Consider the following 13,312-nt stretch of genomic DNA (forward strand, 5'->3'; position numbering starts at 1 on the left):
GCATCGCTCTTCCTGGAGGCGCGGTGTGCGCCCGATCCTAGCGACCGGACCCCAGGTGGTCCTGTCCACGGCATCGGGCTCCCGTTGCCGTGTGGCCCACCTGGGCGTACGGTTCCGGGCAACGACGAGGAGGTCGCCATGTCCAAGCTGCAGCAACCCGAGGTCGCACCGCCCGTGGTCGACCGTGCCGCGTTCGACGAGGCACTCGCCACCCAGGTCCGCGACGAGAAGGAACTCACCCGGCACGGCGACCGGGTGTCCGCCGCCCGCCGCCGACTCCCGATGGTCCAGGTGGAGGACTACGAGTTCCAGGGTGCCGACGGCCCGGTCCGGCTCTCCGAGCTGTTCGACGGCCGCTACCTGCTCCTCGTGCAGAACGTGATGTTCGCGCCCGACTGGGACGACGGCTGCCCGAGCTGCACCTGGGCCGTGGACAACCTGCCGGCGAACACGGGCCGGCTCGACGACGAGGGCATCGCGTTCGCCATGGTCTCGCAGGCCCCGATCGAGAAGCTCGAGCGCTGGCGGGAGCTGCGCGGCTGGCCGCACCGGTGGGTGTCGTCGGGCGCCACGAGCTACCACGACGACTGGGGATGGACCCTGCACCACGACGACTACGACGGTCCGGTGCCGGGCTACTCGTACTACCTGCTGCGCGACGGCGTGCCCTACCTGACGTACGCCACCGGATCGCGTGGGACGGAGGCCATCCTGCCGGTCGCGCACATCATGGACCGCACCGCGTACGGCCGCCAGCAGGACTGGGAGGACAGCCCCGAGGGCTGGCCGCAGTACCCCACCTACGGCTGAGCGTCCTCCGCTGGCCGCAGCGCCCGCCGGAGTTGCGCCTCCGAAGGCAGCGCTCGCTGCAGCTCAGTTGGCAGCAGATCGAACGAAGCCACTCCCACCGGGGCGTTGGACGCGCCGAGTGCGTACCGGACGACGGCGTCGTTCTTGCCCGCGACGAGCAACAGCCCGACCGTTTCAGCGTGCGCTGGGCGGCGGAGCTCGCCGTCGACGAGGGCGACGTAGAACGAGAGCTGCCCGATGTTGTCCGGCCGGAACTCTCCGGTCTTGAGTTCCACGACGACGTACCGGAGCTGCTCGACGTGGAAGAAGAGGAGATCGACGAAGAAGTCGTTGCCGTCGACGTCGAAGTGCACCTGCCGCCCGACGAATGCGAACCCGGTACCGAACTCGCGGAGGGTTTCCTCGATCCGCTGCACCAGTGCGCGCTCGAGCTTTCGCTCGTCGAGGTCGCCGTCGACGGCGAGGAAGTCGAGCACGTACGGGTCCCGGGTCATCTGCCGAGCCAGATCGGCACCGTCTTCGTCCAGGAGACGACCGAAGTTCGTTGGCGGAGTCCCGCTGCGCTCCAGGACACGGGTTCGCAGGTTGTGCACGAGCGCGCTTCGCGACCAGCTGCCCTGAACTGCAGCTACTGCGTACCGAGCCCGGCGATCAGGCTCCGGCACTGGGAGCAGAGCACGGATGTGCCCCCACGGCAATTGGTCCACAAGCTGTGGACCAATTGATGCTTCCTCAGGCCAGGCCGCCGCGAACTGCCGCATGTACTTGAGGTTCGTCGCCGACAGCCCCTTCATCGACGGGAACTCGCTTCGCAGATCGTCGGCGAGCCGGTTCAGGACACCGCTCCCCCACTGCCCGCTCTTCGACCGCTCGAGCAGGACCGTGCCGATCGACCAGTACAGGTGCACCAGTTGCGCGTTCGCTGCCAGCTGCACGCGATGCCGCGTCGCGGTCACCTGTTCGCGGATCACTCGAAACGTGTGTTCGTACTCGGCCGGGAGCGTCGATCCATCAGTCATCCGCCGATCGTGGGGGCTGCTGGCACGCGCCGTCCACGAATCGGTATGGACGTCAGGTGTGAAAGCACATGGCCAGGGTCAGCGCACGAATGCTGTCCGCGCGAAGCGCTCGTCGGTCGCTTCGAGCACCCGCAGCACGTTGCCCCCGGCGAGCGCCCGCAGGTCGTCCGCTCCCCACCCGCGCCGCTGCAGCTCGGCCGCGAGCACCGGGTACCGCGACACGTCGCGCAGGTCCGGCGGCAGCACCGGGGTGCCGTCGTAGTCCCCGCCGAGGCCGATGTGTGCTGCGCCGGCGAGGTCGCGGGCGTGCTCGACGTGGTCCGCGACGTCCGACACCGTCACGAGCGGCGGCTCCCCCACCGAGCCGGCGTCCTCCCAGTCCACCCAGTCGCGGGAGACGAACTTCGGCACGAACGTGATCATCACGACGCCGCCGTTGTCCGACAGCCGGGCGAGCACGTCGTCCGGCACGTTCCGCGGGTGGTCGTCGACGGCGACGGTGGACGAGTGGCTGAACACGACGGGCTGCGTGGCGACGTCGAGGGTGTCCCGCATGGTCGCCGGTGCGGTGTGGGACAGGTCGACGAGCATGCCGATCCGCTCCATCTCGGCCACCACCTGGCGGCCGCGGTCGGTCAGCCCGCCGTGCGGACGCGAGCCCGTCGCCGAGTCGGCCCAGGGGGTGTCGTCGTTGTGCGTGAGCGTCATGTACCGGACGCCGAGTCGGGCGAAGTCGCGGAGCACCGCCAGGTCGTCGCCGATGGAGTGCCCGCCCTCGGCGCCGAGCAGCGACGCGATCCGGCCGGACTCGACCGCCGCCCGCACCTCGGTCGCCGTCCGGGACAGTGCGAGCGACTCCGGGTACCGCGCGATGATCCGGTGCGCCAGGTCGATCTGCTGCAGCGTCGTCCGCACCGGGTCCGGTTCGTCGACGGGCACGAAGACCGACCAGAACTGGCCGACGACCCCACCGGCGCGGAGCTTCGGCAGGTCGGTGTGCAGCGAGTCGACCTCGGTGTCGATGCCCTCGACCCCGGAGTCGTGGGTCTCGCGGCGCTCCCACGGCAGGTCGTTGTGGCCGTCGATGACCGGGAACGGGATCGCGTCGAACGTCATGCTCCCGACGGTACCGCGCGCACTGCCGTGGCTAGGCTCGGTGCGTGGACCCCGTCACCCTCCGGACCGATCGCCTGGTGCTCTCCGTGCCGGAACCGTCCGATGCGGAGGACGTCATCGCCTACGCGAACGATCCCGACGTCGTCGCCTACACACCGGTACCGGTGCCGTACGGCCACGCCGAGGCACACAACTGGATCACCGACGTCGTGCGCGCGGGCTGGTCCACGGACTCCCGCTACGAGTTCGGCATCCGGCGGGCCGACGACCTCCGGCTGCTCGGGACGATCGGACTGTTCGGGTTCGTCGACGGCGCGGCCGAGGTCGGCTACGCCGTGCACCCGGACGGGCGCGGCCACGGCTTCGTGACCGAGGCCGCAGCCGCCGTCCTGGCTTGGGCGTTCACGCCGTCGTCCGACGGGCTCGGGCTCGTCCGCGTGCAGTGGCGGGCGATCGCGGCGAACGCCCCGTCCGCGGCGATCGCGCAGCGGCTCGGGCTCCGCTACGAGGGACGGCTCCGGTCCGGCGTGTTCCACCGCGGACGACGCCACGACCAGCTCATCGCGGCTGCTCTGCACGATGACGACCGCTCGACGCCGACGGTCTGGCCCGCGTCGTGACGGTGACGTTCCGCGTGGTGACCGAGCTCGCGGCACCGCCCGAGCGCGCGTTCGCGCTGTCACTCGACATCGGCGCGCACGAGCGGTCGATGGCTGCGACCGACGAACGCGCCGTCGCCGGCACGACGTCCGGCACGATCGGCCTGGGCGAGTCCGTCACGTGGCGCGCGCGGCACTTCGGGATCGTCTGGCGGATGACGAGTCGGATCACTGCTCTGGAGGCCCCACACCGGTTCGTCGACGAACAGGTGCGTGGGCCGTTCGCCCGCTTCCACCACGAGCACCGGTTCGAGCCGTCGGCCGGCGGCACGCGCATGGTCGACACCATCACGTTCCGCGCACCGTTGGGCCCGCTCGGTCGTCTGGCCGAGGTCGTCGCCCTCGAGCGCTACCTGCCGCGGCTCATCCGTGAGCGCAACGCGTCGCTCGCCACCGAGCTGCACGCCGACGGCCGGGACGGCCGCGACGGTCAGGGCGCTGCGAGCTCCCCCAGCGCGTCGTAGGCACTCGCCACCGCGTCGACCCGCGCGCGGCCAGCCGGCCCCGAGGCTTCGTACACGTCGTTCGCGATGGCCGCGACGACCGCGAACATGGCCGCCATCGAGTCGAACGCCGCCGGCGAGTCGACCGGGCACAGGATCGCCGTGTTCGCCGGTGCCGCGATGACGGCTGCGGTCGGGTCGCCCAGCACGACGACGTCGGCGCCGGTCGAGACGCAGTGCCGCACGATCCGGTCGACCCCGGCGGTGTGACGACGCACGGTCACCAGGACGACGAGGTCACGGCGGTCGAGGTCGGCGACCTCTTCGCCGAGCCGCTGCCCCGGGGCCGGACCGACCCGGACGTCGGAGCGGACCTGGGCGAGCTGCGCGCGGAGCTGCAGCGCCACCGGGTAGGCACCGCGCTCCCCGAACACGAGCACACGATGAGCGCGGACGATGCGGCGAGCGAGTCGCGGACGATCGGCACGGGCCAGCGAGGCGAAGGCCGCGTCGAGGTTGCGGGCCTCGACGGCACGCTGGTCGACGTGGGCGGCGTCTTCCGCCACCCACGGCAGGCCGGAACCGCGTGCGGACATCAGGTTCTGCCGGACCTCGGCCGCGTCCTGGAACCCGAGCGACCGGACGAGCCGGGACACCGTGGCCTTCGACGTGCCCGACTCGGCGGCGAGCTCGGCCGAGGTTCCGACGAGCAGGAGTTCCGGGTCGTGCCGGACCATCGCGGCGACGCGGCGTTCGGCGGGCGAGAGCTGCTCCCAGACGGAGTCGATGCGGGCGCGGACGTCCGGTCCGGCGGTGCTCATGCCCGGGCCACCCGCTCCACCGCGACGGCGAGCGCGTCGAGCCCGAGCGCGATGTCGGGCGTCGAGACGAACTCGTCCGGGTGGTGGCTGATGCCGTCCGGGTTGCGCAGGAACAGCATCGCGACGTCGGTGACGAGCCCGAGCGACATGGCGTCGTGTCCCGCCCGCGAGAACAGCTCCATCGGCGCAGCCTCGCCCGTCGACTCGATGCCGGCGCGGACGGCGTCCATCAGCCGCGGCGCGCAGAACACCGCCGGTGCACGGTGCACCTCGGTCGGCGTGACGCTGACCCCGCGTCGTTCCCCGATCAGCGAGAACGCCTTCGTGAGCTCGTCCCAGACCGCGTCGCGGCCGTCGTCGAACTCGCCGCGCAGGTCCACCGAGAACCGCGCGAGCCCGGGGACCACGTTCACGGCGCCCGGTTCGACGGTCATCGTGCCGACGGTGCCGACGTGGTGCGACGCCCGGCAGATCCGCTCGACGGCCAAGGCGGCCTCGGCCGCGGCGAGCAGCGCGTCGTGGCGGCGCTCGTACGGCGTTCCGCCCGCGTGCCGGGCCTCGCCGACGGCCTCGACCGAGAAGCGTCGGGCGCTCGCGATGCTCGTGACGACGCCGAGCGCCTGACCGGCCTGCTCGAGGTACGGGCCCTGTTCGATGTGCGCCTCGAGGTACCCGGCGAGCGTCGTCGGGTCTGCCGTCGCGTCACCCACCCGGGCCGGGTCGAGCCCGAACCGGGTGAAGGCCTCGCGCAGGGTCACGCCGTCGCCGTCCGCCAGGTCCCACCAGGACTCGTCCCACACCCCGGCGACGGCGGACGACCCGAGCAGGGCCTTGCCGAAGCGGGTCCCCTCTTCGTCGGAGAACGCGATGACCTCGAGCGCGACGGGCAGCGGTCCCGCGGTCGTCAGTCGCGCAGCGGTGCGGATGGCCATCAGGACCCCGACGATCCCGTCGTAGCGGCCGGCGTCCACCACGGTGTCGAGGTGCGAGCCGAGCAGCAGCACGGGGGCGTCGGGCGTCGCGCCGTCGACCCGTCCGTGCAGGTTGCCGGCGGCGTCCTGCCAGGTGGTGAGTCCGGCATCCTGCATCCACCCGGCGACGATCCCGTTGACGCGGGCGTGCTCGGGCGACAGGTACACGCGGGTGATCCGACCGGTCTCCGCGGTGACCAGGGCCAGCTCGTCGCACCAGCGCGCCACGAGCTCGGCGTCGGCGGTGCCCAGGGCGGTGGCGGTCACGACCGGGGCCGCGGTCACGCCAGCACCCCGACCGGCGCACCGGCGAAGGCGTCGAGGGCCGCGTCGACCCCACCGCCGTGCGGGACGGCGTGCCCCGCACGGCGGAGCGCGTGCTCGAGGGCGGCGAGGGTCGTCACGACGGTGTCCTTGCGGGCGTTGTAGCCCATGGTGCCGATGCGCCAGACCTTGCCGTGCAGCGGTCCGAACGAGGTGCCGATCTCGATGCCGTGGTCGTCGAGCATCGAACCACGGACCTGGTCGCCGACGACGTCGGACGGGATCTCCACGGCGACGACGTTGTGCATCTTGTGTGCGACGTCACCGAACACCCCGAGCCCGAGCGCCTGGACGCCCTGCAGCATCGCGCGGCCCGCGAGTTCGTGCCGAGCGATCGCCTGCTCGCGCCCTTCGTCGAGCAGGATGCGGGCGCACTCGTTGGCGGCGTAGAGCATCGACGCGGCCTCGGTGTGGTGGTTCAGGCGCCGCGGGCCCCAGTAGTCCAGGATCATCGCGAGGTCGAGGTAGTTCGAGCGGATCGGCTCGTCGGCGACGTCGTCACCGGGTTCGCGGATGCCCGCCTCGACGCTGCGGCGCTCGTCGAGCACGGCGGTCGCACGCGGCGAGACGGTGACCGGTGCGCTGCCGGACGGCCCGCCGAGGCACTTCTGCAGGCCGGCGCTGACGGCGTCGATGCCCCAGGCGTCGACCTCGAGCGGGTTGCCGCCGACGGTCGCCGTGGCGTCGGTGTAGAACAGCACGCCGTGCCGCTCGCAGATCGCGCCCAGTTCGTCGAGCGGCTGGTTCATCGTCGTGGAGGTGTCACCCTGCACGATCGCCAGCACCTTCGGCCGGACACGGACGATGGCGTCCTCGATCGCGGACGGTGTGAAGACCTGCCCCCACGCGGTCTCGATGGTGTGGACCTCGGCCCCGGCACGGCCGGCGATCTCGGCGAGCAGGTGCCCGAACCGGCCGAACACCGGCACGAGCACGCGGTCACCCGGTGCGAGGAGCGACACGAGCACCGCCTCGATCCCGGCGCGCGAGGTGCCGTCGACGAGCACGGTGGCGTCGTTCGTGGTGCCGAACACACCGCGGTAGAGCTCCTGGGTGTCGTTCATGGCGGAGGTCATCCACGGGTCGTACTGCCCGACGAGCGGGGTCGACAGGGCGCGGAGCACACGCGGGTCGGCGGTGATCGGGCCGGGGCCCATGAGGAGGCGGGCTGGCGGGTTCACGGGGTGCATGGTTGATCCTTCCGTTCCGGTCACGAGCGTACCGGAACGATCGTTACAGACGTGTTTCGGTGACCCGGGCATCCGCGGTCGCGGGCGCAGCGACGAGCTGCCCCTCGACGGCGGTGACGCCGGACGCGGTGGACGCCACCACGCGCCCGCGCAGCCAGGTCTCGGTGACGCGGCCACGGGCCTCCAGGCCGGCGAACGCGGAGACCGGGTTGCGGTGTGCGAGGCCGGCCACGTCGATGACGGCCGTGGCGGACGGGTCGAACACGGCGAAGTGGGCCAGCGCGCCGGGGGCGATGACCCCGCGGTCGGGGAAGCCGACGAGTGCTGCCGGACCGGTCGTGAACAGCGGCAGCAGCGCCTCGAGCGGGACGCCGCGGCGGAGGGCCTCGGTCCAGACGGCCCGGAAGCCGACCTGCAGGCCGGCGATCCCGCCCCAGGCGAGTCCCCAGTCGTCGACCTTGAGGTCGGCGGTCGACGGCGAGTGGTCGGACACGATCATGTCGATCGTGCCGTCGAGCACACCGGCCCACAGGGCGTCACGGTTCGCGTCGTCACGGATCGGCGGGCAGCACTTGTACTCGGTCGCGCCGTCGGGGATGGACCCCGCTTCGAACGACAGGTAGTGCGGGCAGGTCTCGACCGTGATCCGGACGCCGTCGTCCTTCGCGGCGCGGATCATCGGGATCGCTCCCGCGTCGGACAGGTGCAGGATGTGCACCCGGGCGCCGGTGGCCCGTGCGCCGTCGATGACCCGCGCGATGGCGGACCGCTCGGCGTCGACCGGGCGGGTGGCGAGGAAGTCCTCGTAGTGGCCGCCGAGCGCGGCGTGGTCGACCAGGAACTCGGGGTCCTCGGCGTGCACGATGAGCAGGGCATCGATCCGGGCGACCTCCTCGATCGCGGCGCGCAGTTGGTCGGCGTCCAGGTGCGGGAACTCGTCGACCCCGGACGGCGCGGTGAAGCACTTGAACCCGAAGACGCCCGCGTCGTGCAGTGCGCTGAGCGAGCCGGCGTTGTCGGGGACCGCCCCGCCCCAGAACCCGACGTCGACGGCGACCCGCCCCTCGGCACTCGCCCGCTTCACGGCGAGCGCCTCGACCGTCGTCGTGGCGGGGATCGAGTTGAGCGGCATGTCGATGATGGTCGTGACCCCGCCGAGGGCGGCGGCCCGGGTCGCGGAGGCGAACCCCTCCCACTCGGTGCGTCCGGGTTCGTTGACGTGCACGTGGGTGTCGACGAGGCCGGGCAGCAGGACCTGGTCGTCCGGCACGGTGCGGTCGTCGAGCGTCCGGACCACGGCGTCGACGGGCAGGACGCCGTCGACGCGGCCGTCGCGCACGACGACCGCAGCGGGGCGGAAGGCTCCGTCGATCCAGGCGCGATCCGCGCGCAGGACGAGGTCCGCGACGGTGTCGGCGGCGGCCGGGAGGCCCGTCATGCGCCCGCCCCGACCGTCGCGGCCGCCGCCGGCTGGCGTTCGAAGCCCGCAAGCAGACCCGACATCGCCTTCGTCGGCGGGGTGGCGTACTCGCCGTGCTTGCCCGTCGAGAGCCCGAGCCGCACGAGCGACTCGGCGAGCACGGTCGCCGCGGCGACGCCGTCGACGACCGGCGCCCCGATCGCCCGCGAGACCTCGGCGCAGAAGTCCGCCATCCCCGCGCAGCCGAGCACGACCGCGTCGGCTCCGCCAGCGATGACGGCCCGGCACTCCTCGATCACCAGGGCACGTGCTCCCGAGGCGGGGTCGTCGAGCTCGAGCACCGCGACCTCGCACGCCCGGATCTCGGTGACGAGCGACGCGAAGCCGTAGCGCTCGGCGAGCTCGTGGGCCCGTCCGGTCGTCCGCGCCAGGGTCGTCACGACGCCGAACCGGCGCCCGAGCATCGCCGCCGCGTGGAAGCCCGCCTCGGCGATCCCGATGACCGGCCCGGCGGCGAGCTCCCGCGCGGCGTCGAGGCCCGGGTCACCGAAGCAGGCGACGACGTAGGCGTCCACGCCGTCCTGCTCCCCGAGCGCGATCTGCTCGAGGAGCCCCGGCACCGCGAGCGCCTCTTCGTAGTGGCTCTCGATCGACGCCGGGCCCATCGTGGGGTTCACCGCCTCGACGATGGTTCCCGGGCCGGCGACCGCGGTGGCGGCGACGCCGATCGAGCGGGTCATCGAGGCGGTGGTGTTCGGGTTGACGACGCGGATGCGCATCGGGGTCCTTCCGGTGGTGCGGGCGGTGCGGGTGTCGCTGGTGGTGCGGGGGCGTCTCAGGCTCGCCCGACGGCGGCGCCGTCGTCGACCGTCGGGTCGTCCGAGGCGAGCTCCGGCATGCTCGGCCGGACCCGCTCGAGGCCCCAGAAGACCACGAGTCCCAGGCCGCAGCCGATGAACCAGCTGTAGTTGTTCAACCCCGGCAGGATCCCGAGCGCGGGCGGCAGCACCGCACTGGCGACCGAGACCACCCCGGTGACGACGAGGGTACCGATGGCGTTCGGGTTGAAGCCGCCGCGGTACCAGTACCGGGCCGAGGTGTCCTTCGTGTACATGTCGTCGACGGCGATGCGTTGCTTCCCGACGATGTAGTACCCGGCGATCAGGATGCCGAACAGCGGGCCGATCAGCGCGCCGAGCACCCCGAGCGTGTACAGGATGGCCTGGTCGTTGCCGTACCAGTTCCACGGGGTCAGCAGCACGGAGCCGACCGCGGCGATCATGCCGCCGGCTCGCCACGAGATCTTGCGCGGAGCGACGTTCGAGAAGTCGAACGCGGGGCTGATGAAGTTCGCGACGATGTTGATGCCGACCGTCGCCGTCACGAAGGTCAGGCCGCCGAGCAGGATCGCGAACGGAGCGCCGATCGCCTGCACGGTCTCGATCGGGTCGGTGATGAGCTTGCCGAAGACCGGCACGGTCGCACTCGCACACAGCACGGTGAGCACCGAGAAGAACAGGAAGTTGATCGGCAGGCCCCAGAAGTTGCCCCGCTTGACGGACGCGAAGGACTTGCCGTAGCGCGAGAAGTCACCGAAGTTGAGCATCGGGCCGGAGAAGTAGCTGACCACCAGGGCGACCGCGGAGAGCATGACCGGGATCGACGCGCCGAACGAGAGCGGCTCTCCCACCGACAGCGTGAACGAGATGTTGCCGATGCCGGCCTGGCTGACGAGGTAGATCGCCAGCGCGATCATCACGACGTACACCGCCGGGCCCGCCCAGTCGATGAACTTCTTGATGGCCTCCATGCCCATCCAGAACAGGGCCCCCTGCGCGACCCACAGGATCGCGTACGAGATCCACCCGAGCGCCGACAGCCCCAGGAACGAGTGGTCGAGCAGCCCGGCCGAGGCGGGGATGAACTTCAGGAAGATGATGTTGAGCGACTGCGCGGCGAGGAACGTCTGCACGCCGTACCAGGCCATCGCGATCAGCCCGCGGATGATCGCGGGCACGTTCGCCCCGAGCACCCCGAACACCGCACGGTTGATGACCGGGTAGGGCACGCCGGTGCGCTGCGACGGCTTGGCGACGAGGTTGGCGAAGACCTGCACGATCAGGATGCCGACCACCAGGGCGATGAGCACCTGCCAGCTCGCGATGCCGAGTGCGAAGAGCGACCCGGCGGTGACGTAGCCGCCGACCGAGTGCACGTCGGACATCCAGAAGGCGAAGAAGTTGTAGCTCGTCCAGCTCTGCTTGCGCAGCGGGGCGAGGTCCTCGTTCGTGAGCGCCGGGTCGTACCCGGGCTTGACGACGCCGGCACCAGCGGGTGCGGCGGTCGTGGTGGGGGCGTGGGGCGCTGCGACGGGTGTCACGAGATCGGTAGCCATGGCGTCCTCCGAGGGAGTGGGGTGGGGAGGCGGTGATCGCCTCCACCACAGAAGTTAGGGAGCCTCTTCGCGCCCGCCGTTTCCCTCGTGTAACGGTCGTGTGTCGTGGTCGCTGTCCTGAAACGCTCGTTCCACACCAGAACGTGCACAGACATGTGCACGAAGATGGCCCCATGCCCGACACCATCCGTTACGTCGCGATCGGCGACAGCTTCTCGGAGGGCATCGGCGACGCCGGCGCCGTACCGTTCCCCGGCTGGACCGGTCGACTCGCGAGCGGCATGGCCCGTGCGCACGACGCAGACGTCCGGTACGCCAACCTCGCGGTCCGCGGGCGCCTGCTCGCCGGGGTCCTCGACGAGCAGCTCGACGCGGCGCTCGCACTCGACCCCGCACCGACACTGATCACGTTCTGCGCGGGCGGCAACGACCTGCTGCGGCCACGGTTCGACGCTGCCGCCCTCGTCGCGCCGCTCGAGGCGGCGGTCAGGACGGTCCTCGACCGCGGCGTCCACCTGGCACTGCTCAGCCCGGCCGACCCGAGCGCCCGGCTCCCCCTGGGGCACCTCATCAACGCGCGCGGCGACGCCTGGGCCGACGCCCTCGCCGACCTCGCCCGGCGGTACGACCTGCCCTTCGTCGACGTGTCCCGTGATCCACACCTGCGCCGTGCCGAGTTCTGGTCCGAGGACCGGCTGCACATGAACGACACCGGCCACCAGCGCGTCGCGGACCTCGCCCTGCACGCGATCGGGGACGGACCGGCACCGATCGAGCCGGCGTCCGAACAGACCGGTCGCACCCGATTCTCCGAGGAACTCCGCTACTACCGCGAGCACGTCCTGCCCTGGGTGCAGCGCCGCGTCACCCGGCGGTCGTCGGGCGACGGACGCTCGGCAACGTACCCGGCGTGGACCCCCGTCGACTGATCACGCACGATCGCGGCGGTTCTCCGCACGCGTCCCGCGCTCCGCTTGTCCTCCCCCGCGCGCAGCCGTTCTACTCGGGTGATCCACGTCCGAGCCGAACTCAGGGGAGACGGCACCATGCACACTGCGCCACGCCCATCCGGCACCACCGCGACACGTCCTGCAACCGTCACCACCCCGACGGGCACCCCCAGCACCGCACACGGCATCGACCACATCGGCCTCACCGTGCCCGACATCGACCAGGCCACCGACTTCTTCGTCCTGGGACTCGACGCCGTCCCCCTGTACGACCGGTTCCTCCGGAGCGAACCGCTCCGCGGTCAACCCGACGTGCAGCGCCGGCTCGGCATCCCGAAGACCATGGCCCAGGGCGCGCTGCGCATGCTCGCGCTGCCGAACGGTCCGGGACTCGAGCTGTTCGAGTACCACGGCCCCGATCAGCGCCCGGCCGTCCGCGCGAGCGACCTCGGCTGGCAGCACGTGGCGTTCTACGTCGACGACATCGACCACGCGCTGTCGCACATCGAGACGGCGGGCGGCCAGCGGTACGCGGACCCGCGCGACCTGGGCGGCAACGAGGGAGGATTCGGCAACCGGTTCGTGTACGTCGGCACCCCGTGGGGATCGACGATCGAGCTGATCACCTACCCGAGTCGGCAGTCCTACGAGGACCACGCCCCGCGACCGAAGTGGCGCGTCTGACCGTTCAGTGCGCCGGGGCCGTCGCGATGTACGTCCGCGTCGGCCCGCCCGTCAGGGCGTGCGGGAACTCGACCCCGTCCGCCCGGAACCCGCCGGCTTCGTAGAGCCGCAGCGCCCGCTCGTTGCCGGCGAGTGCGTGCAGGACCACCGCGGGGTGTCCCGTCGCCGACGCCGCGTCGACCGACGCGGCCAGGAGCGCACGCCCCACACCCCGCGCCTGCACGTCCGGGCGGACGGCGAGCAGCGACAGGTAGGCGGCGTCGGACGGGTCGGTCGGACGCCCGGACCCCGGCGCCGTCACGAGCGCGAAGCCGTCGATCGCACCGGCCGCTCCGGCAGCGACGAGCAGTGCGACGCGCGGCACGGCGAACTTCGACGCCGCGCGGGCTCGCACCGCGTCGGACTCCGGAACGCCGTCCCGTGCCGCGACCGCTGCGACCCACAGGTCGACACACGCCGAGACCTCGTCCGGGGCCGCTGGACGCACGGACACGGACGGTTCGATCACCC

14 protein-coding genes are annotated in these 13,312 nt (G+C 71.8%); 5 read left to right on the forward strand and 9 right to left on the reverse strand.

All coding sequences use genetic code 11. The features are described 5' to 3' along the window. Window positions 1-138 precede the first annotated feature (138 nt). On the forward strand, window positions 139-810 hold the full coding sequence (locus EDF42_RS11740) for a DUF899 family protein (protein WP_123292329.1): 672 nt from the start codon (window positions 139-141) through the stop codon (window positions 808-810). Here the strand turns inward: EDF42_RS11740 and EDF42_RS11745 are convergent. Both EDF42_RS11745 and EDF42_RS11750 read right to left on the reverse strand, forming a co-directional pair. Beyond that, complete coding sequence (locus EDF42_RS11745; protein ID WP_123338777.1) at window positions 801-1,829, reverse strand: YhcG family protein; 1,029 nt, start codon at window positions 1,827-1,829, stop codon at window positions 801-803. The two genes, EDF42_RS11740 and EDF42_RS11745, sit on opposite strands and share 10 nt — an antisense overlap. Window positions 1,830-1,907: 78 nt before the next feature. Then, the gene (locus tag EDF42_RS11750; RefSeq protein WP_123672416.1) at window positions 1,908-2,945 is read right to left on the reverse strand and encodes a dipeptidase; all 1,038 of its coding nucleotides are present in this window, start codon (window positions 2,943-2,945) and stop codon (window positions 1,908-1,910) included. Window positions 2,946-2,989: 44 nt separating this feature from the next. Between EDF42_RS11750 and EDF42_RS11755 the strand changes: the two genes are divergently transcribed. Then, window positions 2,990-3,565 carry a GNAT family N-acetyltransferase gene (locus EDF42_RS11755; protein WP_123338775.1) on the forward strand — a complete coding sequence of 192 codons (576 nt, stop codon included), beginning with the start codon at window positions 2,990-2,992 and terminating at the stop codon, window positions 3,563-3,565. Beyond that, entirely contained in the window at window positions 3,562-4,068 is a 507-nt protein-coding gene (locus EDF42_RS11760; protein WP_123672417.1) for an SRPBCC family protein, read from the forward strand. Before EDF42_RS11755 ends, EDF42_RS11760 begins: the two co-directional genes overlap by 4 nt. Here the strand turns inward: EDF42_RS11760 and EDF42_RS11765 are convergent. The 6 genes from EDF42_RS11765 to EDF42_RS11790 are packed head-to-tail and all read right to left on the reverse strand — an operon-like array spanning window position 4,035 to window position 11,168. After that, window positions 4,035-4,868 carry a MurR/RpiR family transcriptional regulator gene (locus tag EDF42_RS11765; protein ID WP_123338773.1) on the reverse strand — a complete coding sequence of 278 codons (834 nt, stop codon included), beginning with the start codon at window positions 4,866-4,868 and terminating at the stop codon, window positions 4,035-4,037. The genes EDF42_RS11760 and EDF42_RS11765 overlap by 34 nt on opposite strands. Next, complete coding sequence (locus EDF42_RS11770) at window positions 4,865-6,124, reverse strand: allantoate amidohydrolase (RefSeq protein WP_123338772.1); 1,260 nt, start codon at window positions 6,122-6,124, stop codon at window positions 4,865-4,867. The genes EDF42_RS11765 and EDF42_RS11770 overlap by 4 nt, the downstream gene beginning before the upstream one ends. Beyond that, entirely contained in the window at window positions 6,121-7,353 is a 1,233-nt protein-coding gene (locus EDF42_RS11775; protein WP_123338771.1) for an alanine--glyoxylate aminotransferase family protein, read from the reverse strand. Before EDF42_RS11775 ends, EDF42_RS11770 begins: the two co-directional genes overlap by 4 nt. 43 nt (window positions 7,354-7,396) lie before the next feature. Beyond that, window positions 7,397-8,791 (reverse strand): allantoinase AllB, encoded by a 1,395-nt coding sequence (allB, locus tag EDF42_RS11780; protein WP_123672418.1) that lies wholly within the window; start codon window positions 8,789-8,791, stop codon window positions 7,397-7,399. Next, window positions 8,788-9,552 (reverse strand): aspartate/glutamate racemase family protein, encoded by a 765-nt coding sequence (locus EDF42_RS11785; protein WP_123338769.1) that lies wholly within the window; start codon window positions 9,550-9,552, stop codon window positions 8,788-8,790. Before EDF42_RS11785 ends, allB begins: the two co-directional genes overlap by 4 nt. A gap of 56 nt (window positions 9,553-9,608) precedes the next feature. Then, window positions 9,609-11,168 carry an NCS1 family nucleobase:cation symporter-1 gene (locus EDF42_RS11790; RefSeq protein ID WP_123338768.1) on the reverse strand — a complete coding sequence of 520 codons (1,560 nt, stop codon included), beginning with the start codon at window positions 11,166-11,168 and terminating at the stop codon, window positions 9,609-9,611. Between the two features lie 173 nt (window positions 11,169-11,341). Here EDF42_RS11790 and EDF42_RS11795 point away from each other — a divergent pair, with 173 nt between their 5' ends. Beyond that, complete coding sequence (locus EDF42_RS11795) at window positions 11,342-12,097, forward strand: SGNH/GDSL hydrolase family protein (protein ID WP_123672419.1); 756 nt, start codon at window positions 11,342-11,344, stop codon at window positions 12,095-12,097. 117 nt (window positions 12,098-12,214) lie between these two features. After that, entirely contained in the window at window positions 12,215-12,802 is a 588-nt protein-coding gene (locus EDF42_RS11800; RefSeq protein WP_123338766.1) for a VOC family protein, read from the forward strand. Window positions 12,803-12,806: 4 nt separating this feature from the next. Here the strand turns inward: EDF42_RS11800 and EDF42_RS11805 are convergent, their stop codons facing one another. Further along, a complete protein-coding gene (locus EDF42_RS11805; RefSeq protein WP_123672420.1) occupies window positions 12,807-13,310 on the reverse strand; it encodes an N-acetyltransferase in 504 nt (167 codons plus the stop codon). Window positions 13,311-13,312: the final 2 nt, after the last annotated feature.

The organism is Curtobacterium sp. PhB172, from assembly GCF_003752545.1.
GTDB lineage: Bacteria > Actinomycetota > Actinomycetes > Actinomycetales > Microbacteriaceae > Curtobacterium.